24 protein-coding genes are annotated in these 24,338 nt (G+C 37.2%); 14 read left to right on the forward strand and 10 right to left on the reverse strand.

The features are described 5' to 3' along the window. Positions 1–33 precede the first annotated feature (33 nt). The 5 genes from DSM106972_RS37805 to DSM106972_RS37825 all read right to left on the reverse strand — a co-directional run bounded on the left by DSM106972_RS37805 (position 34) and on the right by DSM106972_RS37825 (position 5,256). On the reverse strand, positions 34–609 hold the full coding sequence (locus DSM106972_RS37805; RefSeq protein WP_127085508.1) for an HdeD family acid-resistance protein: 576 nt from the start codon (positions 607–609) through the stop codon (positions 34–36). 30 nt (positions 610–639) lie between these two features. Continuing rightward, positions 640–1,428: a M48 family metallopeptidase gene (locus DSM106972_RS37810; protein ID WP_127085509.1), complete on the reverse strand. Its 789-nt coding sequence runs from the start codon at positions 1,426–1,428 to the stop codon at positions 640–642. Positions 1,429–1,431: 3 nt separating this feature from the next. Next, positions 1,432–3,075: an AsmA family protein gene (locus DSM106972_RS37815; RefSeq protein WP_127085510.1), complete on the reverse strand. Its 1,644-nt coding sequence runs from the start codon at positions 3,073–3,075 to the stop codon at positions 1,432–1,434. 52 nt (positions 3,076–3,127) lie between these two features. Next, the gene (locus DSM106972_RS37820) at positions 3,128–4,339 is read right to left on the reverse strand and encodes a fasciclin domain-containing protein (RefSeq protein WP_127085511.1); all 1,212 of its coding nucleotides are present in this window, start codon (positions 4,337–4,339) and stop codon (positions 3,128–3,130) included. Between the two features lie 509 nt (positions 4,340–4,848). Further along, positions 4,849–5,256: a BON domain-containing protein gene (locus tag DSM106972_RS37825; protein ID WP_127085512.1), complete on the reverse strand. Its 408-nt coding sequence runs from the start codon at positions 5,254–5,256 to the stop codon at positions 4,849–4,851. Between the two features lie 298 nt (positions 5,257–5,554). On the opposite strand from DSM106972_RS37825, the gene DSM106972_RS37830 reads away from it, so the two are divergent. Continuing rightward, positions 5,555–6,571, forward strand: coding sequence for a mechanosensitive ion channel family protein (locus DSM106972_RS37830; RefSeq protein ID WP_127085513.1), 1,017 nt, complete (start codon positions 5,555–5,557; stop codon positions 6,569–6,571). Between the two features lie 115 nt (positions 6,572–6,686). Continuing rightward, positions 6,687–6,863 (forward strand): hypothetical protein, encoded by a 177-nt coding sequence (locus DSM106972_RS37835; RefSeq protein ID WP_186538487.1) that lies wholly within the window; start codon positions 6,687–6,689, stop codon positions 6,861–6,863. 197 nt (positions 6,864–7,060) lie between these two features. On the opposite strand, the gene DSM106972_RS37840 is transcribed toward DSM106972_RS37835, so the two are convergent. Then, on the reverse strand, positions 7,061–8,155 hold the full coding sequence (locus DSM106972_RS37840) for an AI-2E family transporter (RefSeq protein ID WP_127085514.1): 1,095 nt from the start codon (positions 8,153–8,155) through the stop codon (positions 7,061–7,063). 283 nt (positions 8,156–8,438) lie between these two features. Between DSM106972_RS37840 and DSM106972_RS37845 the strand changes: the two genes are divergently transcribed. The 9 genes from DSM106972_RS37845 to DSM106972_RS37885 all read left to right on the forward strand — a co-directional run bounded on the left by DSM106972_RS37845 (position 8,439) and on the right by DSM106972_RS37885 (position 15,844). After that, positions 8,439–9,716, forward strand: a complete 1,278-nt coding sequence (locus tag DSM106972_RS37845) for a TIGR00341 family protein (RefSeq protein WP_127085515.1) — start codon at positions 8,439–8,441, stop codon at positions 9,714–9,716. Between the two features lie 11 nt (positions 9,717–9,727). Beyond that, entirely contained in the window at positions 9,728–10,549 is an 822-nt protein-coding gene (locus DSM106972_RS37850; protein ID WP_127085516.1) for a potassium channel family protein, read from the forward strand. A 154-nt stretch (positions 10,550–10,703) separates the two neighbouring features. Further along, on the forward strand, positions 10,704–11,057 hold the full coding sequence (locus DSM106972_RS37855) for a hypothetical protein (protein ID WP_127085517.1): 354 nt from the start codon (positions 10,704–10,706) through the stop codon (positions 11,055–11,057). Between the two features lie 401 nt (positions 11,058–11,458). After that, positions 11,459–12,277: a hypothetical protein gene (locus tag DSM106972_RS37860; protein WP_127085518.1), complete on the forward strand. Its 819-nt coding sequence runs from the start codon at positions 11,459–11,461 to the stop codon at positions 12,275–12,277. A 15-nt stretch (positions 12,278–12,292) separates the two neighbouring features. Continuing rightward, positions 12,293–12,961 carry a signal transduction histidine kinase LytS gene (locus DSM106972_RS37865; RefSeq protein WP_127085519.1) on the forward strand — a complete coding sequence of 223 codons (669 nt, stop codon included), beginning with the start codon at positions 12,293–12,295 and terminating at the stop codon, positions 12,959–12,961. 120 nt (positions 12,962–13,081) lie between these two features. Beyond that, the gene (locus DSM106972_RS37870; RefSeq protein ID WP_233787214.1) at positions 13,082–13,651 is read left to right on the forward strand and encodes an alpha-glucosidase domain-containing protein; all 570 of its coding nucleotides are present in this window, start codon (positions 13,082–13,084) and stop codon (positions 13,649–13,651) included. Next, a complete protein-coding gene (locus tag DSM106972_RS37875) occupies positions 13,602–13,877 on the forward strand; it encodes a hypothetical protein (RefSeq protein ID WP_233787215.1) in 276 nt (91 codons plus the stop codon). The genes DSM106972_RS37870 and DSM106972_RS37875 overlap by 50 nt, the downstream gene beginning before the upstream one ends. Before the next feature lie 14 nt (positions 13,878–13,891). Further along, positions 13,892–14,500 carry a hypothetical protein gene (locus DSM106972_RS37880; RefSeq protein WP_127085520.1) on the forward strand — a complete coding sequence of 203 codons (609 nt, stop codon included), beginning with the start codon at positions 13,892–13,894 and terminating at the stop codon, positions 14,498–14,500. A 162-nt stretch (positions 14,501–14,662) separates the two neighbouring features. Continuing rightward, positions 14,663–15,844, forward strand: coding sequence for a patatin-like phospholipase family protein (locus DSM106972_RS37885; RefSeq protein WP_127085521.1), 1,182 nt, complete (start codon positions 14,663–14,665; stop codon positions 15,842–15,844). A 37-nt stretch (positions 15,845–15,881) separates the two neighbouring features. On the opposite strand, the gene DSM106972_RS37890 is transcribed toward DSM106972_RS37885, so the two are convergent. Further along, positions 15,882–16,379: a hypothetical protein gene (locus DSM106972_RS37890; RefSeq protein WP_127085522.1), complete on the reverse strand. Its 498-nt coding sequence runs from the start codon at positions 16,377–16,379 to the stop codon at positions 15,882–15,884. Positions 16,380–16,860: 481 nt separating this feature from the next. Here DSM106972_RS37890 and DSM106972_RS37895 point away from each other — a divergent pair, with 481 nt between their 5' ends. Next, positions 16,861–17,466 carry an SH3 domain-containing protein gene (locus DSM106972_RS37895; RefSeq protein WP_127085523.1) on the forward strand — a complete coding sequence of 202 codons (606 nt, stop codon included), beginning with the start codon at positions 16,861–16,863 and terminating at the stop codon, positions 17,464–17,466. 26 nt (positions 17,467–17,492) lie between these two features. On the opposite strand, the gene DSM106972_RS37900 is transcribed toward DSM106972_RS37895, so the two are convergent. From DSM106972_RS37900 to DSM106972_RS37910, 3 genes are all read right to left on the reverse strand, one after another. Next, positions 17,493–18,404: a metallophosphoesterase gene (locus DSM106972_RS37900; protein ID WP_127085524.1), complete on the reverse strand. Its 912-nt coding sequence runs from the start codon at positions 18,402–18,404 to the stop codon at positions 17,493–17,495. 53 nt (positions 18,405–18,457) lie between these two features. Then, positions 18,458–20,509, reverse strand: a complete 2,052-nt coding sequence (locus DSM106972_RS37905; RefSeq protein ID WP_233787216.1) for a serine hydrolase domain-containing protein — start codon at positions 20,507–20,509, stop codon at positions 18,458–18,460. Between the two features lie 193 nt (positions 20,510–20,702). Then, positions 20,703–21,929, reverse strand: a complete 1,227-nt coding sequence (locus DSM106972_RS37910; RefSeq protein ID WP_127085525.1) for a trypsin-like peptidase domain-containing protein — start codon at positions 21,927–21,929, stop codon at positions 20,703–20,705. 293 nt (positions 21,930–22,222) lie between these two features. Here DSM106972_RS37910 and DSM106972_RS37915 point away from each other — a divergent pair, with 293 nt between their 5' ends. Together DSM106972_RS37915 and DSM106972_RS37920 are read left to right on the forward strand one after the other, a co-directional pair. Further along, positions 22,223–22,471: a WGxxGxxG family protein gene (locus DSM106972_RS37915; RefSeq protein WP_127085526.1), complete on the forward strand. Its 249-nt coding sequence runs from the start codon at positions 22,223–22,225 to the stop codon at positions 22,469–22,471. A 1,166-nt stretch (positions 22,472–23,637) separates the two neighbouring features. Then, positions 23,638–24,338: DUF1206 domain-containing protein (locus DSM106972_RS37920; protein WP_148129266.1), on the forward strand; the 701-nt coding region annotated here is incomplete at its 3' end.

Consider the following 24,338-nt stretch of genomic DNA (forward strand, 5'->3'; position numbering starts at 1 on the left):
ACAAATGTATATCTATATAACTTTATTATTTAGCTAAACGCTACTTCTTTGATTCCAACTGCGTAGCCGGAAGGCAAGAATTAATAGGAGAATGCCAAAGAAAATTGCGTAGGCGCCAATAGCCCACAGAATTGCTAATGCTCCAGCTCCAGGCCAAATTGCCAACGATATGCCAAAGATTACCGACCCAATACCAACCAATAAGAGTAACCATTCATTCTCTATCTCTTTTCTCATTCCAATGGCAGCAATAATCTCTAAGATGCCTATCATAATTGCCCAAGCAGCGATAAAGTAAAGTACTACTAGAGCAGTAATAGCTGGCAAGGCAAACACAAATACACCTAGTATGATGCTAATTGCTCCTTCGAGTAAAAGTATCCATCCGTGGGCATTGTTCAGACGGTCTCTAAACGCCATCATTACCAGTAAAATCCCACTTCCCATCACAAAGGCGGCAAACAAAAATACTAATGTAGCCAAGGTAATTCCTGGCCAAAGCAATGTAGCTAAACCAAAAATAATGGCAATTACTCCTCGCAATGCGACTGTCCACCAATTTCGTGCTAACCGGGTTCCTATTTTTACTGGGTCAAAATTTTGTGTCATAACCAAGAGTGTTAGTTGAATATTTTATGTTTACCTAGTATTATTTCTACTAATCGCGCGTAATAGAGCCGAAATACGGTCATCAGGCGCCGGGTGGGTACTTAAAAATGTTGGAGGAGTAGGTTGATTGCGTAACTTTTGTAAAAATGCAATCATGGCTCTTTGGTCGTAACCAGCGCGCGCTAAAGTTTGAATTCCCCTGCGGTCTGCTTCGTATTCATCTTCACGACTTCTCGGACGTTGCAACGCTAATTCTACTCCTAATTGAACTGCAGTACTTCTATCTAAACCTGCTGCACTTACAAGACCACGAGTAATAGCTGTTTGCCGCATTTGTTCAATTGAATGCTGGCTAGCGATATGACCAATTTCGTGAGCTAAAACAGCAGCTAATTGAGCTTCATTATCGACTGCTCCTAATAAACCAGTTGTTACATAAACATAACCTCCCGCAGTTGCAAAGGCATTAATACTGTTATCTCGAACTACTTGGAATGTATAGGGAATATTAGGACGAGTACTATTTGCAGCCAAACGTTGACCAATTTGATTCACATAACGATTAGTTTTTTGATTTGAGTAAAGTTGAATTTGACCGCTGCTAATTAATTGTTGATTAATCTGTTTACCCAGTTGAATTTCTTCTTGATCAGAAATACTATACAATTGAAAGACTTGGGCGCCTCGCAACAATAATTCTAACCAAGGAATTGCTAGAGATGTTTCGGGTGAACCAGTAACAATACCAAATGTCATCAACAGCGATAACAAAGGGTAAGAAAAATGACGGTATTTTATTTTCTTTAGATAATTGAACATACATTAAAACCTCGATTCATATTGAATTAACGCTCGACTTTCATCATCAAAATTTGTCGAACCTCGTAAAATAATTTGGTCGTTAATACGGTAAAGAGCGTTATATCTGAAAGATTCATTTGTCGCAAAAACTCGTGATAAAGAAACATAAAAATCTTCAGAAACATCAAACATCCTCTTAGGCGCCTGCACTTGTGCTACTGTTTGCAAATTGCCAGGAGTACCAGAAATTTTGGCAGTTGCTAAGACGTTGTTAATATTTATATTATTAGGTAAAGAAAAATTATAGGTTTGTGCTAAGGTATCTCCTGGTATATTTTCGGCTTGGAAATTTAAAGTAATCTGTCTTTGATTTCCTAAGCCAATTTGACCACTACCTGTAATTTGCCCGCCGATAACAGGAGCAGCTTGAATTTGCGTTAAAGTCAACTCTTGAGGAGTAAGTTGGAAGCGACTGCTGATATTTTTAAGGTTAATACTATCTATTTGAGCAGTTTTTATTGTACTAATATTTCCAGTCAAAACTGGTTTTTGCAGCGCTCCTTTGACTTGTAGATTTGCTTGTAATTCTCCAGATGTTGCAAACGGTAAATTTACATTTAATGTATTTAACAAGTTTTTCGCACTAACAGCTTGTACTTGAGCAGAAAGGTTGTAACCTGTTTGTGTATTAATTGTACCTTTGGCTTTGACTGGAATATTACCATAGCGTCCGGTTACATTTTCAAATACAATATTATTTCCTTGGAATTGTAATTGTCCTGTAGTATTAATAAATTTCCTGGGCAGGTTGGCAACTTGGACAGTAACTTTATTTGCTGTAACTGTTCCTGCAAAAGTAGTTTTCGGCGCCATTTGTTGCAAATTCACAGTTAAATTACCATCCACTCGACCTGCTTGGAGGTCAACAGGTAACTCTAATAAGCGAGAAATATCATCCGCAAATAAATTCGTCGCCTTAATTTTGAGGTTTGTATGTTGTGCTTTGAGCCGCGTTTCTCCAGCAATCTTTAAATTTCCACCACTTACAGGTTGAGCATTGATATCAAAATTAATTCGCTGATTTTGTTCTAGAAGGCTTGCAATACCATTCACCTGTTTAAACCCAACCAAAGTTTTAGCTTTACTAGGTTGAGGGTTATCTTGAGGAAATGGCACCAAAACTACATCCGCATTGGTAACTTTAATCGTTTCCAATTCGATTTTGAACAAATCTCCCCCTTCAGACGGTCTGTCTTGAATTGTTGTGTCCACCCAACGCCCATTTTTATCTTGTTCGATGTAAACATTTGGCTGGACTAAGGTGACATTAAGTTCCAAAGTTCGATTGAAAAGTATTTCCAACGGTTCAAAATCCACTTTCACTGCTTTTGCTGCTAAACGGTCTGAGTCAGTTGGCGTTGCAGGAATACTGGAGGCGCCAAACCGTAAGCTGTTGAGAGAAAAACGTTCGACTTCTCCTAATTCAACAGGGCGCCCAAGCAACTGTTGAAGATTTCTTTCAACTAACGGTGTTAATCGTTGCTGGATAAAAACCCAAACCCACCAACTACCTCCAATAATTCCCACAAGTAAAATTGCACCGAACACAAGACTAGTGCGACTTAATAACAACAGCCAAAAATGTCGATTAGGAACGCGGCTCATTTTTTTGACAAAAGAATTATGGTGTTACGGTGTTAGTCTGTGCCTGTTGCAGTTACTGGCGTAGGGTAAGATTGGGTGGTATTAGCACCGTGTTAATTGCGTGAATAACACCATTACTTGCTTGAATATTCGGTTGAACGACTTGAGCATTATTGACACTAATTTGATTGGCGCCTGTATTTACTTGAATATTTACAGGGTTATCGCCAAGCGTTTTGATTTCACCAGATGAAAGTTCATTTGCAGTTAATTGTTTCAAAACTACGTGATATCTCAAAATACGAATCAGCGTTTCTCGGTTTTCTGGTAGCTGTAACTGTCGTAAAGTTTCCGGTGATAATGTAGCAAAAGCTTGGTCTGTAGGAGCAAAAATTGTAAACGAGCCAGGAGTTTCTAAAATACCAGCAAGACCAGAGGTTTTTAATAATGAAGTAAAAGTTGTGAATGAATTATTCGACGCGGTAACTGAAAAAACGTTATTCGCAGCTTGAGTACCACCAATCGTGCCAACAATATAATTCGCTGCTGGAACATTACTCGCTAAAGGCTGTAATTTTCCTTGTCTGACTAACGCTTGATACAAATGTGCTGCTGCTTCTGCACGAGTTAGAGGTTGTAAAGGATTAAGTTGTCGCACTTCTGGATAGTTGACAATTAGATTTGCTCTAGTTGCAGCCGCGACTTGCGAAGCTGCATAATTAGGAATAGCGTTCACATCAGTATAATAGCTAGCGAGACTTGCAGTATCATTTGCCGTCAAATTCAAGCCATTCGTTAATGCTACAATTGCTTGAACTTTAGGAATTTGCTGATTAGGAAAAAAGAAATTCCCAGGATACCCAGACATAAATCCAGTTTCATAAGCTTCTTGAATTGCAGAAATAGCCCAGTAGTCAGCAGGTACATCTCTAAATCCTCCTGTACTTAACTGCCGAACCGAATTTTGATTAAAAGCTTTTTGAATCATAGCTGCAAATTCAGCACGACTTACAGGTTGTTCGGGTCTAAAAGTGCCATTAGGAAAACCTGTAATTATATTTCTCTCGGTTAAAGCAGAAATAAATGGACGTGCCCAATAATCTGTTTTAACGTCAGAGAAATAACGCGCGATAGCTATATTTTTGCTTGGGTTTGCACTTGGAATGACTTGAGCTTTAGCTGGTTGATTAATAATTGTGGAAACGGCAGTAGTTGTTACTGCTCCAAAAACTCCAAAAGCGAAGAATGTAGATTTTAATCTAGACCAATTTAAAGAACTACGCATGATAAATTCCTTGTAAAAAATTTGAATAATTGGTATGTATAAACTAAAAACTATTAAGCAATAAATACGCTCGTCATATACAATAGAAACATCTCAATTGTTTATGAGCATATCAGAGTGAACTATATACAAAGCTTATTAAGTGCTTAAAATGAAGCAAATTTCAGGTTCGAGAAGTACAAACCTAATATAAAAAATCCCGTAGAGACTAAACATGTTTAGCCTCTACAATAAACGATAAACTGTAAACTATGAACACGCAATATGCTGTATGTCTAATCATAGTTTAAATATCAATTGTGGAAAACTCGTGGATAAATTGACTATATTTACTTAAAAAACATGTTTAATAATATATATCTTTTGGCATAAAAGGTTTTAACCTAAGATGGATGCCAATGAATAAAAATTTTATTATGAATTATATTTATTAATAGTTAATTATATCTAAAAGTCAAATATATAGGACTTACGCACAGAAACCAGGTTTCTGTGCGTAAGTCCATTTATTAACTTGCTTGAATTATCACTTGTGAAGTTTCCACAGCTTTGGTACCATCTACCTTGCTAGCCACATCTATCATGTGGTCGAGAATAGACTGATTGGGTACTGAGCCTTTAAGGATGATTGTACAATCATCTTGGAAGATTTCTAAAGTTTCAACATCCTCAATATCTGGATTTTTATCAAAAGCAGCAGCTACTCGCTTTGCTAAACCATTGGCATCGTACTCACCCTCAAGCCCCATATTTTTCGGCAAGACTGGAGGTTGACGCATTCCTGCCTTTTCACGTAATTCCCAGTCATATTCGCCCGTTAGTCCAGGACTCATAGATTCCTCAACAGCGCTTTTGTTTTTAGTACTTTCGTCCAGAGTTTCTTGTAAATTTCCAAACTGTCTCTTTAACCAACTCATACATTTTTCTCCTCAGTTTAATCTCTAATCTTTTATCAATAAAATTATTATTAATATTTTTTGATTTTTTTAAGTATGCTTTCAGTATAAATTTTGAATTAAGTTCTACTCTTAATTTATTCCATATATATTTTAATTATTGATGTTTTATGAAACATCTATCAGAAGAAAGAGTAAAGTTCTTATGTTCGCAAAAACATTGTTTCTTTAACTGTATCGCTATAAATACCTTTCCAGATAGATTTAAATCTCACTGTTTTTTACTATTATCGGCATTGCTAGTAAGTAAGTAAATGACATGAATGCAGAGATATCCGCAGTTTGGAATAAGATTCAGGGCATGATTAACGGGTTTATTATCCTGCTGCCTAATATCGTGCTAGCATTAATTGTTTTTGCCATTTTCTTTTTCGTTGCTAGGGCAATTAAGCGGTTAGTCAAACGTTTAACTCGTAACCGTCGGCAAGCTAGGAATTTGGGATTAGTGCTGGGACGGTTGGCACAGGGTATAACAATTTTGGTGGGTCTATTTGTCGCTCTATCGATTGTGATTCCGACATTCAAGGCAGGCGATTTGGTACAGCTGCTAGGAATTAGTGGGGTCGCGATTGGTTTTGCTTTCCGCGATATCCTACAAAATTTCTTATCTGGCATCTTAATTCTTTTAACTGAACCGTTTCAAATTGATGACCAAATTGTGTTTAATAATTTTGAAGGAACGGTAGAAAATATTGAGACCAGGGCAACTACAATCAGAACTTATGATGGGCGCCGCATAGTAATTCCCAATTCTCAATTATTTACCAATTCTGTTACCGTCAACACCGCTTTCGATAACCGCCGTCTTGAATACGACGTTGGCATTGGTTACGGTGATGATATCGACTTGGCAAAACAGTTAATGCTCGAAGCCATGCATAATGTAGACGAGGTTTTGAAAGACCCGGCGCCTGATGTGCTAGTGATGGAACTAGCAGAAAGTACTGTCAATATCCGCGCGCGTTGGTGGATTACACCGCCACGACGCATAGATTCTCTTAGATCACGGGATAAAGTAATTTCTGCAATCAAGCAAAAGTTGTACGTCGAAAACGGTATAGACTTGCCTTATCCAACCAGACAAATTTTGTTTCACGACCAAACAGAAGAAACAGATGGAAATCGTTCGCGACAGCGTGAAGGATGGCCAGCAGGTAAAAGTGAAGTTCCAAAACCTCGTCGCATCAGTGATTCGCTGCGGTTGCTCGCTCAAGTGCGCTCAGAAAATAACAACAACGGTAAAGCAGATTCTCAAACCGTGAATGATGAAATATGAAAAACGCCAAGTTAAGTCAGCTTTGGGATTCGCTCCACTCTAGTTATTGGTTTTTACCATCAATCATGGCAGTGCTGGCTACGATTTTGGCATTTACTCAGATGCAGCAGTAACTATGAGATTATTAGAAGCCATAACTCGAATCAGCAGTTACACCGACAATCCTGAATATCAAAGAGTTTTGCGCCATCATGCTGACATGATTTTACAAGATAGTCGTGATGGACTTTCCCAAGAACAAGACTTAAAAAATGTCCAAAAACGCTATCAAGCATTAATCAAATCTTTATAAGACAGTAGCATAATTAAGAATGTGTATGTTTAAATGAGATTAATCAGATTCTAATAGTGCGTAGGTTTTGCTTTTTATAACATAACTGATCCCCCCTATCCCCCCTTAATAAGGGGGGAAAAAAACAGAGCTTAAGCCCCCCTTATTAAGGGGGGTTGGGGGGATTTAATTTGTTACCCTTTTATCTTAAGTTACTATTATTTTTCAACATCTAAATTCGATTTGCTATTTGCTGTAGTCAAGACTTTCTGTCTACCATTATATATTTTGTTGCGCTGCCAGTTGTTAAGTACATCTTTGACCAAAAGTTCTTGTATCCAAATTTGCAATACAATTACCAACGGAACAGCCAGGAACACACCTAAGAATCCAAAAAATTTACCAAATATGACCACCGCTACCAAAGTAACTGCTGGCTGTAAAGATGCCTGACTTTTCATTACCAAAGGCACTAAAATTAAACTTTCAACCTGCTGAATTCCAAAATATAAAGCAACAACTGCGGCTGCTTTCCAAGGCGCCTCACTTAATGCTAATATAGTTGGTGGAATAACACTCAAGGTTGGCCCAACATTTGGAATAAACTCTAATATTCCCGCTAGCAACGCATTTACTAATGGTAATGGCACCTTTAAAAAGAATAATCCAATATAGCTTAAAACTCCAATAACTGCCATCGTTAATAGTGTACCTTTGAACCAGCCAGTCAAAGAAGCTGTACATTTATTGAGAATTTCATCTATTCTCTGACGGTAAAAGGCAGGAAATAGAAGTATAAACCCTTGTCGATATGGTGATGGATTTGCTAAAAGCATTATACTAAGAGCAATAAATAGCAATATACCTAAAGCAATAGAAAGTGAGCTACTAACTAGTAAGAAAAAGTTGTTAATAAGTTGATTTAGCCAAGTTTGTAAACCTTGAGTTAAATATCTTAGTCCACGAATATTTTCTAACAGTTGCTCTGGAATAACACCTTGTAGCCAATTATTCCAAGTACGCAATCGTTCTAATGCCATTGGCATGATGTTACCAAATTGCTGTAATTGGTCAACGATACGTGGTACAATTAATGCGAAAAAGCTAAGTAAAATCACAAGTACAAGAATAACTGATACACCAATAGCAATGCCTCGCTTTATACGAAATTTTTGCAATATTTGCACAAGCTGATTGAGAACTGTCGCCAAAACTATTGCCGCAAATATAACCAAAACTATTTGCCGAATTTGCCATATTATGTAAAGAGATATGACAAGAGCGAGAAAGCCTGTTAGTTGCCCAAAGCGCACAATGCACCCTCCACCTGTTTTTTATATTTAATAACTTTAATTATTTAAAATTAGCTGCACTATAATTGTAAAAAAGCCTCTGAAAGAAGGATTATTGGCAAAATTATTATCTCTATCTTTTGATATAGGTAAGAGCTACTGTGTCGGTTATGGCTGTAGTAGGTTGGGTTCCGTTCCTCCACCCAACCTACAGTTAAAATTGCTTTTGTTGATAACAAATATATCTCTGGCTAGAGACATAGTTTGCCTGCAATACGACATGGTTAGCAGCAGGAGGATTAATATGCGTCAACTTATTATTCAAGTACCGCGCGGACAAGGGAAAGAAGTTCTTGAGATTGCGAAGTCACTTGACGGTACAAACCTTGCTCAGTTTGAGGCAATGGGTAGTGAGGATTTAATCGACTTAGTGCTAGTTCATATTTCTAATCGCCAAGTTGAAAAGTTATTAACGAAACTCGAAGACATAAATAAAGTACATATTACATTACTACCAACTGGTATAATTGCATTACGCCCTCCAGCATCTCAAGCCCCAGAACAGGTTAAAAATGTAGAGGAACGTAGCCCGCTGGAAATTTTTCTAGGTGGATTACAAAGCATTGGTTCTTGGAAGGGATTTCTGGGATATGCGGCAGCTGCTGGTTTCGTTGTTTGGATTGGTTTATATACCAACACCACTTACTTGCTAACTGCAGCGATGCTAATTGCACCATTTGCTGGTCCGGCAATGAATGTTGCAATTGCTACTGCTAGGGGAGATAAGCAACTTCTCTGGCGCAGTATTCTGCGTTATTTTTCTGCACTCGGAGTTACCATTGCCGTTACCGCAATCCTGAGTTTAATTTTGCAACAAGATATCGCCACTAGCTCAATGATTGATACAAGCCAGATTTCTTCTGTTGCGGTGTTGATCCCTTTAGCAGCAGGAGCAGCAGGCGCCTTAAATTTAGTTCAATCAGAACGAAGTAGTTTGGTATCTGGAGCCGCAACAGGAATGTTAGTTGCTGCATCGTTGGCGCCACCTGCGGGAATTGTAGGTATGGCAGGCGCCATCGGTAGGTGGGATATGGTAATAAGCGGGTTGTTTCTGCTGTTATTACAATTGGTGGGAATTAATTTTACTGCCGCTTTGGTATTTCGATTTTATGGGTTGTCATCACAAGGAGTGCGCTACAAAAGAGGAAAACGTTGGTTGTTTCCTGTGACATTAGCATTAACTGTTGCAGTGCTGGTTAGTTTATTAACTTGGCAATTTGCCCAAACCCCGAATTTACAACGTTCGACTCTGGCTCAAAGAGCGAACGCAGAAGTTCAAAAAGTTGTGAGTCAAAATGCTTCAGTTGATTTAGTAGAAGCAAACGTTCGATTTACTGGTACTAATATTAAAGGTCAAAATACATTACTTTCTGTTGTTTATGTTCAACCACGACAAGGAGTTAGCGTATCAAAAGAGGAAATTAGCTCTCGTTTAAAGCGAGAAATTCAAACTCGTCTACAACAACAAAACTTAAATATCACACCTTTGGTCGATGTCAACGTTCTAGAGCCGACAAAGTAAAATAGTTAGCTATGAGAAATCTAAATCCGTCTGACAAACAAGCTTTGGAACAAGAGCGCAATCAAATACTCCAACTGTTAGAAGATTGGCTAGAAACCCCAATGCTAGTACTTGCCTTTGTATGGTTGGGGTTATTTATTATTGAGCTAATTTGGGGAGTCTCTCCACTCTTAGACATCGCCAGCAATACAATATGGATAATTTTTATACTTGATTTTATAGTTAAATTTGCCGTTGCTCCCCATAAACGTTTTTATCTTCAGCGTAATTGGTTGACCGCAATTTCTTTATTGTTACCAGCCCTGAGAACTTTACGTATAGTACGATTTGTGAAAGTACTACGAACAGCGCGCGCTGTTCGAGGATTACAACTGTTGCGTGTGTTCACTCGTGCAAACCAAGGAATGCGGGCATTAGGCGCCAGTTTTAACCGTCGTGGTTTTGGTTATATAGTGGTGTTAACAGTGATTGTAACGCTTGTTGGAGCAGCAGGAATGTATACATTTGAACGCGGACTTCCTGACGGTTCTGGATTGAACAATTACGGTGCAGCTTTATGGTGGACAGCAATGTTGGTAACAACTATGGGTTCGGAATACTGGCCCAAAACACTTGAAGGTCGGGTTCTATGCTTTATACTGGCGCTGTACGCTTCTGCTGTTTTTGGCTACCTTACAGCTACCCTTGCTACATTTTTCATTGGTCGAGATGCAGATGATGACCAAGCTGAGTTAGCAGGAGCTAAATCGATTACACAACTGCATGATGAAATTACTGCTTTGCGCGGTGAAATTCAAGAATTATTACGGCAGAATTCTAATGATTGTTTATAGTAAAATTCCACTAGTTTTCCACTATTTTTGTCTAACATTAAAGTATTCTAATTGTTTTTTTTAAAGTTTAATCTAAGTTGATAGGCAACGTTAACGTCTTTGAACGCTTGTAAACATTTAAACATTGTTGTAACAGAACTTAAGCGAATACGAAATGGAACCCAAAATTATAAGACACGGCAAGGAAAGAATTCAACTGAATTCGCTAGCAGATTTAGACCAGATTTTATCTGAAAAGTTTAATTTACCAGTACGCCCGTATTCAACAGATACTAGAGCAGCTTTAGAACTAGTTGTACATGCTTTGGAAAAGACCGCATTTCCCCACTTTCACATATCTTACTCCGAATCAAATGCCTTTCCGGGTTTACCTTACGTAGTTGGCTTTGATAAAGAAAAAAGAACTCATGCTAAGACGGCGCCTTTAGCAATTTGCCATGATGCTCTCCATCGACTGCGAGGTGTTGTAGTAACAATACCAGGTTGTTACTATTGGGATATAGAATAAGCTACAAAGCCAAAACTCGCCGCTGCTAGTAAGCAGCGGTATTTTTGTGAATAAAATATAACATATTTGAATATTAAGAATAAAAACTATAATGTACTTTTATAACTTCATAATATCTATCTTTATGCAGAAGATTTTTTATTTATGTAGTTGGGTATCAACAATTAGTTAAACCTTAGTCTGTCTTGAGTAGTATATTATCGAATAAGAGATGTTTTTCACCAGTTTTCCACTATTCAAGATTAAACTTAAAACAATGTAATTCTGCTACCCAAAACTTTTAAAGTCAGTAGGTTAAGTAGCATTTTTAGAATTTAATTACATAATTTTGTATGAAACTAAAATACAAAAAGTAACCTAGATTAGAATTGACAATAAAATTTGAGGAGTTTGAACTAAACATGAATAAACTTAATCAAAGCAGTAACTTTATACAAAAGCTGTTAAATCCAAAGGGTTTTATTACTTTAGCACTGTTTGCAATTGTCCTTCCTGCTTGTAACAACAGTTTAGAGCCAAGAGCGGCAGCACCAGAAACTAATGTCACTGCTGAAGAAGTTGCAGATAATACAGCCCAGCTAGTTGGTAAAACTGTGACTGTTAGGAGCCAACCCATTAAAAAGTTAGGCCCATCAAGTTTTACAGTTAGCGACAAGCAATTCTTTGGCAGTGAACCTATTTTAGTTGTAAATGCCTCTGGTAAAGTTTTCAACATACCGGCTGACCCGAATACAGCAATTCAAGCTACAGGTCAAGTTCGTAATTTTGTGATTGCAGATATTAACCGAGATTACAATTTAGGTTTAGACCCTAACTTATACCGAGAATATGAAAGCCGACCTGCAATTATTGCACAGTCACTCGCACAGGCGCCTAAACCCGGTGAAATTACTACAAACCCTAAGCAGTATTACGGTAAAACACTAGCTGTGACAGGTGAAGTTGAAGACATTACAAGTCCTAACTCGTTTACGTTAGATGAAGATAAGTTATTTGGCGGACAAGATTTGTTAGTTTTGCGGGCGACTCCAAAAGCCGCAGTAAAAGAAGGTGAAAAAGTTGCCGTAACAGGTGTTCTACGTCCGTTTGTTGTTGCAGAGTTTGAACGAGATTATGATTTGAAATGGGATTTGACGGTGCAAAGAAAATTAGAAGCAGAGTACACCAATAAACCTGTATTAGTCGCGACAGATGTTTACCCTTCAGCAATTCCACAATAAAAATAAGGAGAAATCATGATTAGTTCAAATTCAAAATATATGCGTGCTGTTGGTACATTTAAGAACCATTCGGAGGCAGAAAAAGCTCTGAATGAACTGAGAAATTCTGGTTTCTCTATGGATAGAGTATCCATATTGGCTCAAAATACAGATAGTAATGAAATTGCAGGCGCCCAGGTAAAAGATAGAGGAGACGATGAATCTCAAGAGGGTGCTGGTATTGGTGCAGTTACGGGTTCAGTTTTAGGAGGTATTGGAGGTTTACTCGTAGGTCTTGAAGCTTTAATTATTCCTGGTGTCGGGCCGTTTCTTGCTGCTGGAACTATTGCCACAACTTTAGCTGGTGCTGGTATTGGTGCCGCTTCTGGTGCATTAGTAGGAGCGTTAACTGGCGCAGGCATTCCCGAAGAAGATGCTCAAGCTTATAGTGATAGTATATCCCACGGGAACTATTTGGTAATCCTAGAAGGTCAGGAGGATGAAATTGAGCGCGCAGGTTCTATATTGAAGAAGCATAATATTAGTAATTGGAAGACCTACAATATTTCTAATTCTTCTGATTACAATCGCAATACTACTTTTGTTGAAAATCGAAATACACAAAGCTATGTCGATAGAACCGATATTGATGACGATACCGTAGTGGAAATTGTTGATAAACGTTCGGGAAATCGTTTGTCTTAATGAGTAAAGCGAAATTATCCTCTATGGCTCAAAAACTTTAATATTTAGCTTTGATTTTTGATGAGTCATTTTCTCCCATACCATGTGCGGTATGGGTTTCTGTATACAGTGTGAGGTTACATGAATCTCCAGAGGCAACTATTATTAACATTACGTTTTGTTAAACTGCGACGATTTTTGGGGTCGTTATTTTATCCGCTTCAGCGCGACTGGTTGGAACTGAGGTCACGCAGTCACAACATGGAAGTAACTGAAGAAACAGGAGGTGCCGAGAAGGCCAAACCAATACAAAGTGGTGGACATTTTTACTTTAAGCATCTAGAACTTGAAGTTACTTTTTTGACTACGGACTTAATTCGAGTTGATTGGCAACCAGGTAAAGTACCTCTTCCTTACGGTATTGCTCGTAAGGATTGGGAAGAAGTGGAGATAGACTTTCAAGATAAAGAAAATTGTTGGATAATATCGAGTAGCGCGCTCAAGGTTATTATTAATGCTGATGGTAGTTTACAATTTCAGAACTCTCTTGGACAAGTAATACGAGAAGAACTACCTCCACAACGACGAATAGAACTATCAGATGCCGCTAAAGGTGGGGGTTGGACGACAACAGCGAAACTACGACCATCGGAATGCATTTATGGTTTGGGAGAACGAGCGGCGCCTAGATTACTTGCGGATGATATTTGATTCCAAAACTTTGCAGCTAGTTAGAGAAGAACAAGGAAACTTTACTTTTCCTTATACAACTATTCAGTTACACCTGCATGGAGTCGAGATAAGGCAAGTATGGATAGACGGCAAAGAATCTAATTATCAGGGAAACCTGTTGCAGTGCAATTACTTTCAAGAAATTCGCGTTCAAGGAGATTTTGACTCTATTAAACCTCAAAACCAAATTTTAGCAAACCATTAAGGAGACTTTTTTTCATGATTAACAAATTGACTAACATTTCTTTTGGTAATTTCCTTTCTTTGCGACATAATCGCTTATTTTTAGCTATACCAAAGTTAAATGCTGCAATTGCCATCGCTTTTTTGACTTCGCTAGTTTCTGCCTGCCAAAATCAAAATGAGCCAGGAGCGGTAATATCACCTGTTCCGGAAGTCGCCGCAACACCAGTTGTAACACCAACAGTGGTAGTCACAACTACACCACTTGTGACACCAACGGTGGTAGTAACAGCAACACCAACTATAACACCAACGGTGGTAGTAACAGCCACACCACAAGCGGGTTTACCTAATGCTGAACTTATTGGTGAAAACGTGACTGTAAGTACAAAAGTTCAAAGAGTTATAAATCAAAATCTCTTTACCGTCTACGACAAGGAATCACTTCGTGGGCAAGAAGTTTTGGTTGTGAGTAAGCAAAAAGCTCCTCCAGTAGGTACAAATATTGAGTTGACAGGTGTAGTTCGCAACTTTGTTGTCGCTGATGTAAACAAGAACTATAGCTTAAATCTTTCTCCTACTACAGTTCAGCCATATGTAAATAAGCCTTACATTGATGCTAAGGCAATTGAAAAAGTTGATTAATTGTAGAGACCGTAAATTTACGGTCTTTACATTTCTGATTGTAATGATAGGTATTATTAATTCTGTTGATTAATCTTGAAGTTCCCTTACACCATTATAAAATCCAAGCTTTTTTAAAACTTTGCCCTACAATAATAATTATTTTGAAGGAAGATAATTAATATGTCTTTTCGCATTTTAAGTTTGGATGGTGGAGGTGTTCGAGGAGTAATTGGTGCAACAATACTAGCAGAAATTGAAAAGCAAATTAATCAACCATTAAATAAGTATTTTGACTTAATTGCTGGAACTTCTACCGGAGCAGTGTTAGGGGCTGCTATTGCTACAGGGCGTAGTAGTAACGAAATTATTGAGTTATATAAACAACAAAGCTCAATAATATTTCCTTACAGGAGTCGTTTTTCTTTAGCACGAATTCCACTAATTTTAAAGTATGGCTTGTCTGCTCCTAAATTCTCAGATGATGGTTTAATTCAAGTTGCTCAAAAAACTTTTGGTAATATTAGGCTTTTTGATGTTGCTTCACCGTTGCTGCTAATCATCTCCTACGATACAATTACTAGGCGACCAATTATTTTTAAGAATTGGCGTAAAGATAAAGACTACGAAAATTTACCTTTATGGGAAGTATGTGTATGTTCCGCATCAGCTCCTACTTATTTTCCTGCACATAAATTGGATAAAAAAGTAAGTGGCATAGTCCAAAATGCTTCTACTCGTACAATCCAACTAGATACAAATGCTTCTGTTATTGATGATGTTTATACTGATACAGATATAATAATCATTACTAGTAGAGGTTATCGACAAACTCGCACTATCATTAGGTATGAAGGATTAACTCGAACAGCGGAAATAGATCAACCTTGGAATATTATTCCTGGTAATACATCTACCTACCTAATTAATTTTTTATACTCTGCAATTGATGGTGGTGTCGCAGCTAATAACCCTTCTGCTAGTGCTGTTGCTGAAGCACTGAGATTAGGTCATAAAATAGAAGACATTTCTGTGCTTTCGATAGGAACCGGAGAAAGAACCCAAATTATACGTTATAAGCAAGCACAGGAATGGGGTCTTTTAGAATGGGCACAACCATTAATTGGTGTTTTGTTTGATGCGTCATCAGACATTTACCAATATATTACCGAGCATATTATGCATAACCGCCTTTTGCGGCTACAATTTCAGCTTGACCGACAATTAACTGGTAAACGGTTGAGTGATGAAATTGATGATGCAAGTGAAGAAAATATCAATAATCTAATAGAAGCAGCAAAAGTCTACATTAACCGACCCCTGGTACAAGCAAAGTTACAGAAATTTTTGCAGGTTAACGAATGATAAAAATTTTGTTGTAGAGACGTTACATGTTTAGTCTCTACCGAGGTGGATATGCAATTTCTTGTTGACTACAAATTATTTGATTTGCATGATATCTGTCTGAATCGCCTACTCCTTGAAAATCAGCAGAAACTAACTTATCAACCAGTTCAATATTACTAACTTTTTCATTTGCATTATAACTGCGTGAGCGTAAAAGGCGAACATTGCTAATATCATCACAGTGTACTATATAGTCAGTTTCACTTTTACGCTTATCAATGCCAATAACTGTAGTATAAACATAAGAATTATTACTGACTCGTTTAACACTACGTTTGTCAAGATAAATTGGTTGATTATTATCGAATAAAGAAGTACCAATTGCTTGAAAAAAAGAAGGTACTTCGCGCTGAGTCGTAACAGAATGATAATTTGGATTGATTTTTAAAGAACCACCATCTGCTTTATCACTAACTTCTGCTGCATAAAGTTTTGTAACATGCACATTAGAAAGTAAAAGTGCCAATCCAAATAATATTGAAGTAAATTTCATTACAGAACCCCACTGATTATCTGTGTTTTATCTTGTGGGCAGAATTTTTATAAGTATAATTAAATACTAGTTATATATTCCAACAATAATTTTGCCCATTAATGGTAACAGCGGTTTTTAAGACTTTACTTGTAACACTTTGTTATTCATATTATAAAGTTAATATAATTTCTTTCCTCTAACCAATGGCTTATAATATTAGCTTTATCCTTACACCCATTGAATGAGTTAGTGTCAAATGATAGTGTAAATTCATTTAAATTGTTCTACCGACAGTAAGAATTTATCAAACGAATAACTCTTATCCACTTGTTTTCCACTATTTGCTTATATATTATAAAACCAAGCTATTAGGTAAAACTTTAGCTTTATTTTAATGAATAGCGGTTTGAAGACTTTAAAATAACATTTGTTCATACTTTAGAACTACCAAGATGCTAGGGAATGTGGTGCAGCGTAATAAAAGAGAGGATTATTAATTATGTTTATTAAAGATAAAATCTGTTGGAAAAATAATTTTATTGTAACAACTTCCTTTTTATTCACAACACAATTTTTTACTTATCCTAGTTTTGCCATTATTACAAAAAAATCTCAACCATTTCAGCCTTTTACTCAAAACATGACTTTACAAGATAATCAAAATAAATATTTAATAGCAAGAAATTCAAGTAATTGTCGTCAAGTTCGCACGAGGAATGGTGTTTATGTATTAGATCAACAATCAATTAAAGGCTCAGTCGTTGGTTTTTTAGATTATGGGCAAGATGTTACAATCCGAAATCGTGGTAAAAATGGTTTCGTGCCAATTTCATCTCCTATACGAGGCTATGTATTAGCGGAGTTTCTCAACTCTTGTAAATATGTAACACCTGCTCTGCGAAGCTTTTGTCGCCAGCCTGTATCTAATGCAGGTGTTGTAGTGAGACGAAAACCGTCTGCTAATGCAGCAAGGGTTGGAGTTATTCCAAAAGGTCGGAACATTACAATTAATAGTCGAGGAAGAAGAGGCTGGGTAGAAGTTGTATTACCTTTCGGTGGTTATGTACAGTCGAAAAATTTAGGTTATTGTCCAGAAGCACTTTAGCAAATCTAATTCATAATCTGAAATTACTACGCAGACGGGCTTCGTTGGAGCGTAAACAAAGTTACCTCTGGTGGGCAATTAATTCGTATCGGCACGATGCTAAAACCAATCCCTCGGTTTACATAAAGTTGATTTCCAGGCGCCCCATAGTCTTTAATCCAGCCATCAGCATGAACCTGACCTTGTTCAACAAAAGTTAACCAAGACCATTCTGGTGTGAATGGCAAACGAATTTGTCCACCATGAGTGTGTCCTGCTACAGCTACAGGTGCGCTACTCGCAGGAAACTTTGCAAATGTATCAGGGTTGTGCATCATTACGAACCTCGGTGCTGTATCTGGTACTTGCGCCAGTGCTACTGTTGGTTTGTCGTTGTTAGCCCAATGGGAACCAACACCTACCAAATATAGCGGCGTTTGTTGCTGAATTTGGCTAGGTAATATTACAGCTTCATTTTCCAGCACTTGCACACCAACAGCTTCTAGAGCTTGAGCAAGTTTGGTGGCTTGCTGTACGTCGGGATTGCCGTTTTTGGATTTCATTCCATAATCATGATTGCCCAATACGGCATATGTAGGAATGCCAGAAGAAGTCAGTGGACGAACAAGCTCAATTGATTGATTAATTTCTTCGGCTGCATTTTTTCCGGCGCCATAAATAAAATCACCAATAATCAGCACAGCTGCGGGACGTTCTCTAACAAGTCGAGTAACTATTCTACGAATTGTAGGGGTGTTATCTAGCCACATTCCCACTTGCCAATCACCCATAACTGCTACACGTTGACCAACCCAAGAAGCAGGAAGACCAGGAATTGATGCTGTTTGCGGTTCTACATCTATTATATATGGCTCAATTAAACCATAAATTAAAAGTGCGCCAATTAAACCTAATAAGCCTAGTAAAAAATATTTAATTTTTTTGCGAATTTCTTTCATAATTAGTTCTCCCTTCTTAATGATAAATATCTTGTGCCCGCTTAATAAAGTAATCAAAATTGAAAACCTAATAAATTCCAGTAAGCCAAAAAAGGAATGAAAATCAATGCAGCTAGTGTAATCAAGGAATAGTGAGTTCGCTTCATCCAAGACCAATAATGATTTTTCCAGACCAATATAGTAAAAAGTAATAATACTAAAGATAAAATACTAGTAATTAATGGTAAGCAAAGTAATGCCAGCACTATTGTAGGTACTCCATATGCTAGTTTCCAGCCAGTTAACCAAAGCGATAAAGGTAAGCCAATTAAAAATACTAAGTTGAGAGTTCCCACTACTCCTGCAATTACCCACGCAAAAGTCTTTTTTTGGCGATTCAAACTAGCTTTACCTCGTATAATATTGAAAATATAACCTATTGGCCAGACAATGCAAGCCGATAGAAAAACAATGGCACAAAAGGCAGCAATTCCTAACTGTACCCAAACAGTTTCGTACCAATAAACTCGCTCGTAGCCTCCTATTTTTGGCCATAATGGATTAAAAGCAAAGGCTATTCGACCATTTTCTTCACCAAAACCAGTAAAAGCGTCATCTTCTGCCCGCTTGAACAACATTGGTTCTACGGGTATTAATTGAATCTTTGGTACACTTCCTGGGAAGAACAAACTAGGAGTATTAATCACTAAATCACTGTTATTACCTTTGTTGATAGTTATATGCTTAAACGGTGAGGTTAACTTAGCCAAAGTATGGTGAGGATACTCTATATCTCGGTAAGTACCAGTAAACCGTTCAAGTTGAGGATTATTTAAGGAAAGACCTTTGATAGGTTCGTTGTTAGGTACTGGAAAATAGCGGTCTAAAAACTTAGTTAGAAATGTTCCATGTATACCACTGTAACTATTAGTAGCGATAAATATACCAATGTTACGGTTTGGCATCAGAGACAGAGAGCTAGAATATCCTCGCAAGCTGCCTAAATGACCAATCATGCGAATATTGTTTTCCAACCGTTCACGAAAACTGTAACCAGTACCAGGTAATTTTGGATGCTCAGTAAAATGAGTCTGATGCATCAATCGTACAGTATCTGGCTCAAGAATTTGCGAATTCTCATAGCGACCTTGTAGTAAATGAGCAATCATGAAATTAGCCATATCCGTGGCAGTTGTACTCATTGCCGCAGCAGGCGCGATATTTAAGTATAAATATGGAACGGCTTGATATTTACCATTTTGATATTGATAGCCCACAGCTAAATCATTAGTCAAAGGATAAGGAGGTGCTTGGAGAAACGTACTGCGCCGCATATTTAAAGGTTGAAAAATGTTTTTGTTAATGTATTCGCTAAAGGAGGCGCCGGAGATTTTTTCAACTAAATAGCCTAATAGAGCAATACTATGATTGGAATAACTATATAATTCACCAGGTTGCCAGACAACAGGGGGCATGTATCTAGACAAGTATTCTCCTAGTGGTTTCATGTTGGCTGCTTCTTTTGCTGCAATGCCAATCAATCTTTGAGTAGTACCATCAGTATGAGTCATTAACCTAGCAGGTGTAACTGGGCTAGGGTAAGGGTTTTCTAATTTAAAGTCTGTCAGATACTTATTAACATCCGCATTTAAGTCAAGCTTTCCCTGCTCATACAATTGCATTGCTGCTGTAGCTGTAAACAGCTTGGAAATGGAAGCAACACGAAATAAAGTTTTATCAGCGACAACTGGAATTTTTTGATCTAAATTGGCATAGCCGTACCCTTTAGTAAAAAATAGCTTGCCATCTTTAACAACAGAAATTACAGCCCCAGGAACATGAGATGCTGATATTTCCTCATTCACAACTTTGTCTACGAATGCTTCAAATTCTTGTGGATTACTTAATCCAGGCGCGCTACGGGCTGACGGTACAGTTTTCTGCGGTTCAGTTGGCTGCCCTTGTTGAGGATTAGATAATGGAAATTGAGGTGTATCTTGAGCAAAGCTAGCAACTCCCGAAAGTGACAAAAACAAAATAAAACCAAACATCCCAATAGTTAGGCGCCGCATCCACGGTACAAACAACTTATTCAGAGTTGGTTCCTGAGCAAGATCAAGTTTCATGGCTTTTAAAAACTTAAGCGTGATGATTTTCTGCTTGAATAGGCAGCATCAATTGTCACATCTTGGCTATATGTTAAAGATAAGGAAAAAATGGTGGAAAACTCGTGGATAAACTATAATCTCTAACTAAAGAAATATTTTTGTTGATATTTTTATCCATAAAGGTTATTATATCTGGAAGTAATCATCAAAATTATTGAGAAGAGGTGGGAAGAGAATCAAGCTTTACTGTTGATTGTAAAGTACGTCCTTTGCGCTGGAGTTGTAAGTGTAAACTGCTGCCTACGTTACTGCTTTCTATTAAACGAAGAACTTCATCGGCAGTATTAACTGGTTGATTGTTGATTTTTTTAATTATATCTTTTACCTGTAGTCCTGCTTTTTGGGATGAAGAACCTGGAACAACATGAAGAATGGTGACTCCTTGCTCACGGATACCAAAAATATTACGATTGTTGTTAGATTTGACTTCAATGCCTAAGTAAGGATGTTCTGCTTTTCCTTTACTAATCAACTCGCGCGCAATTTTAAGAGCTGTGTTAATTGGAATGGCAAAGCCAAGGTTTTGAGCATCAGGAATAAAAGCGGTATTTACACCAATTACTCTGCCTTTTGCATCTAACAGTGGTCCGCCGGAATTTCCCGGATTAATCGCTGCATCAGTTTGAATAATACCAACATGCCTTTCAGAAATATTCAGATGTTTAGCAGAACGATTTACACCACTGACTATACCGACGCTAACAGTTCTTTGAAAACCTAAAGGATTGCCAATTGCAATTGCCCATTCTCCTATCTGTATTCCGTCAGAACTTCCCAGTTTCACAGACGGTAAGTTAGTACCCTGAATTTTTACAACTGCAATATCAGTTATAGAATCTAACCCCAGCACCTTGCCTTCAAGGGTACGACCATCCACAAATGAGACCGTTACTCTATCAGCATTGTTAACTACGTGAGCATTGGTGATAATATGACCATCAGGATTAATCACAAAACCAGAGCCTGAACGACGCGCAACTTTCTCTTGAGACTTTGGCGCCGGATTTTCTCCAAAAAACCATTGATAGATCGGCAAATCCGAAGCATTTAATGCTTGAGTTTGTACAGTTTTGGTAACATTTATTTCGACCACCGCAGGTTGCACTTGTTCTACAACTTTGGCCACAAAATTCTTACTGTCAAAGTTAGGTAAAACAAAGCTATTACTTTTATTTACTGGCTCTTGAATAGCTTTTGCAGGTATGGTCGATGTAGTAGCTGGAGAAAGAACATTTCTAGTTAAATATCTTGCATAGCTGCTGAAAAATACTGCAGAAACCATGCTAGCACAAGCTAATAAAGAAACCATGCTAATTAAATTAGTATCTTTAATTGCAACAGTTGAATTTTGACTATTAGACGGTTTTTTCCGATTCATACACTCGAATTTATCCTAATTATTTAATTTCAGGACTTACGCACTAAAACCTAGAAACCAGGTTTATACAGCGTAAGTCCTAAATTTTTAAGCATTTTCATGCTAAGGTTGATTTATAAATCTCTATTAATATGACTATATCTTTATATTACAAAATTTATGAATCTATCAAAAGTAATGAAAATAAATCTAACTATAGACATGTAATAATAATTGAAAATCTGTAGAATTATCCACGAGTTTTCCACAATTAAGATTTAACTTTAAATAAAGTAAAAAAAGGAACTTTAACTATGAAATACTCAAAATTGTCTCAAATTATGGGCGCTGGTATTCTCAGTTTAACTATGATAGTGGCGCCCTTAACTCTGCCTGCTTCTGCTCAAGTTATAGTTGAGCGTGAAGGTATTTATGAAGATAACGATTTTGATTGGGGTTGGTTAGGATTGATTGGTCTAGTTGGGCTAGCTGGTTTAGCTGGTAAGAAGCAAGAAACAGCTACTGCTTATCGAGATCCGAATCGCCCTGGCTACGGGGAATAACATTCCAAATTTTCGTCGTGTATCGTCAAAATGTCTGTAAAGTTTATCAATTGCCCCATTTGCTTAACATATAGCATAGGGGCATTCAAACTCTATTTTACTTGCGAAAAAATTAGTTTATAAATACTTAATTTATGCGCTCAAAAATTTTAATATTGAGTGGAAGTATTAGCTGAATTTGATTAAATTTTCTGCAATTAAGTTAGCTATTCCAAAGATCATTATCCAAATAATTGTAGTGTTTAACTATATTTTATCCCTCATTTATTGCTTCCGCGAAGCACTTAATTCGTTCACGACGCTCTGATCAGAAGAAGATTCAGAAGTAACAGAGTACAGTTTTATACCAATTGTTATACCAATTATAAAATTTATAGCAGCAAAAATGCTAATCAGAACCACTCGAAAATTATCAGAATGCATATATACCTCTTTGAATACTCGGCTTAAGCCCACCACGCTGCTGGCTTTGGCAGAAGTTGAAAAGTATTTCTTCCAACAAGATCATTATTATTTACCAAATATTTTAAACATCAATAGTGGAAAACTAGTGGATAGATTAAATATCCTACGCAAGAATATAATTGTTTTTTGATTTACATTTTTTGATAAAAATTTTTATACCCTAAGATAGATGATAAAAAAATAATTATATACTAAGTATTTAATGTATTTTAAAAAATTTCATTATGACCCAAATTAATAGCTGTTGCAATCCAAATTTTGTTAAAGTCCATTACTAGCTACCAACTTCATTAAATTGTATTCATGATTATAGTATATAATATCTGAACTTGGTTAAGAGGTTGTTTGAAAAGTCTAAAAATATACATAAAACCCCTCTCCAAACCTCTCCCCGATGCGGGAAGAGGCTTTAAAAGCCTTATACTCTTGTTCCCCTTCCCTTGTAAGGAAGGGGTTAGGGGTTAGGTTTCTGGTTAATATTGATACTTTTCAAACATCCTCTAAGAGTTTAAATTCTATCCGAATTTTCCACTATTGAGCATTATGATAAAAAACAATCTCTTGAATGAATTTTATCTTGTAAGTTGAGCGCTCAATTTCATTTTTATAAAAGAAAATATCATCAGTTTAAATATTTTTAAACTGACGCTATACAAACTTTATTAAATAATAGTACACGCTTCAACTTATTATTAAATAAGATGACAAAACATAATTCACCTATAGAGCCAATTAAACAACCAATCAAGCAGGTTACTTCAAATCTTTGGTTTGAGCGACTGACACGGCTAGGATATGCAGCAAAAGGCTTAGTTTATTTTATTGTTGGTTTATTTGCAATACAAGCTGCTATTGGTAGTGGTGGTAAAACTACTGACACTACAGGCGCCCTGCAAGCAATTATTACTCAGCCCTTTGGAAAGTTTTTACTAAGTATTGTTACTCTTGGAATCATTGGATATGTACTTTGGCGCTTAGTTCAAGCATTTTTTGATCCCGAAAATCGTGGGCAATTAATCAATGCCAAGCGAATTGCAAAGCGTATTGGCTATGCTTGTAGTGCTATAGGTTATGCAGGTTTGGCATTGACGGCAGTAAAACTGATTATGGGTTCGAGAAGTAATGACGACGAGCCACTTGAAGATTGGACAATATATTTTTTAGCTCAACCTTTTGGGAGATGGTTAGTTGCACTGGGGGGAGTAATCGTAATTTGTGTAGGAATTTCTTTTTTGTTTCAAGCATACAAAGCAAAATTTCGTCGCGAGTTAAAACTTCAGGAAATGTCTTATCGTGAAAGAACTTGGGCTGTTTGCTTGGGGAGATTTGGAATTGCTGCTCGTGGCTTTGTTTTTGGTATCATCGGCATTTTTTTAGTTTTAGCAGCTATTCAAGTTGATGG

The sequence above is a fragment of the Dulcicalothrix desertica PCC 7102 genome (assembly GCF_003991905.1).
GTDB lineage: Bacteria > Cyanobacteriota > Cyanobacteriia > Cyanobacteriales > Nostocaceae > Dulcicalothrix > Dulcicalothrix desertica.

What these genes read in the sequence shown, in the direction of transcription:
- DSM106972_RS37875 (WP_233787215.1), top strand. Translation starts at nt 13,602, where the DNA reads ATGGTTTGGGAGAACGAGCGGCGCCTAGATTACTTGCGGATGATATTT.
- DSM106972_RS37815 (WP_127085510.1), bottom strand. Translation starts at nt 3,075, where the DNA reads ATGAGCCGCGTTCCTAATCGACATTTTTGGCTGTTGTTATTAAGTCGC.
- DSM106972_RS37905 (WP_233787216.1), bottom strand. Translation starts at nt 20,509, where the DNA reads ATGAAACTTGATCTTGCTCAGGAACCAACTCTGAATAAGTTGTTTGTA.
- DSM106972_RS37845 (WP_127085515.1), top strand. Translation starts at nt 8,439, where the DNA reads ATGCGTCAACTTATTATTCAAGTACCGCGCGGACAAGGGAAAGAAGTT.
- DSM106972_RS37805 (WP_127085508.1), bottom strand. Translation starts at nt 609, where the DNA reads ATGACACAAAATTTTGACCCAGTAAAAATAGGAACCCGGTTAGCACGA.
- DSM106972_RS37900 (WP_127085524.1), bottom strand. Translation starts at nt 18,404, where the DNA reads ATGAAAGAAATTCGCAAAAAAATTAAATATTTTTTACTAGGCTTATTA.
- DSM106972_RS37870 (WP_233787214.1), top strand. Translation starts at nt 13,082, where the DNA reads ATGAATCTCCAGAGGCAACTATTATTAACATTACGTTTTGTTAAACTG.
- DSM106972_RS37855 (WP_127085517.1), top strand. Translation starts at nt 10,704, where the DNA reads ATGGAACCCAAAATTATAAGACACGGCAAGGAAAGAATTCAACTGAAT.
- DSM106972_RS37860 (WP_127085518.1), top strand. Translation starts at nt 11,459, where the DNA reads ATGAATAAACTTAATCAAAGCAGTAACTTTATACAAAAGCTGTTAAAT.
- DSM106972_RS37915 (WP_127085526.1), top strand. Translation starts at nt 22,223, where the DNA reads ATGAAATACTCAAAATTGTCTCAAATTATGGGCGCTGGTATTCTCAGT.
- DSM106972_RS37810 (WP_127085509.1), bottom strand. Translation starts at nt 1,428, where the DNA reads ATGTTCAATTATCTAAAGAAAATAAAATACCGTCATTTTTCTTACCCT.
- DSM106972_RS37910 (WP_127085525.1), bottom strand. Translation starts at nt 21,929, where the DNA reads ATGAATCGGAAAAAACCGTCTAATAGTCAAAATTCAACTGTTGCAATT.
- DSM106972_RS37865 (WP_127085519.1), top strand. Translation starts at nt 12,293, where the DNA reads ATGATTAGTTCAAATTCAAAATATATGCGTGCTGTTGGTACATTTAAG.
- DSM106972_RS37895 (WP_127085523.1), top strand. Translation starts at nt 16,861, where the DNA reads ATGTTTATTAAAGATAAAATCTGTTGGAAAAATAATTTTATTGTAACA.
- DSM106972_RS37890 (WP_127085522.1), bottom strand. Translation starts at nt 16,379, where the DNA reads ATGAAATTTACTTCAATATTATTTGGATTGGCACTTTTACTTTCTAAT.
- DSM106972_RS37825 (WP_127085512.1), bottom strand. Translation starts at nt 5,256, where the DNA reads ATGAGTTGGTTAAAGAGACAGTTTGGAAATTTACAAGAAACTCTGGAC.
- DSM106972_RS37880 (WP_127085520.1), top strand. Translation starts at nt 13,892, where the DNA reads ATGATTAACAAATTGACTAACATTTCTTTTGGTAATTTCCTTTCTTTG.
- DSM106972_RS37885 (WP_127085521.1), top strand. Translation starts at nt 14,663, where the DNA reads ATGTCTTTTCGCATTTTAAGTTTGGATGGTGGAGGTGTTCGAGGAGTA.
- DSM106972_RS37850 (WP_127085516.1), top strand. Translation starts at nt 9,728, where the DNA reads ATGAGAAATCTAAATCCGTCTGACAAACAAGCTTTGGAACAAGAGCGC.
- DSM106972_RS37820 (WP_127085511.1), bottom strand. Translation starts at nt 4,339, where the DNA reads ATGCGTAGTTCTTTAAATTGGTCTAGATTAAAATCTACATTCTTCGCT.
- DSM106972_RS37830 (WP_127085513.1), top strand. Translation starts at nt 5,555, where the DNA reads ATGAATGCAGAGATATCCGCAGTTTGGAATAAGATTCAGGGCATGATT.
- DSM106972_RS37835 (WP_186538487.1), top strand. Translation starts at nt 6,687, where the DNA reads ATGAGATTATTAGAAGCCATAACTCGAATCAGCAGTTACACCGACAAT.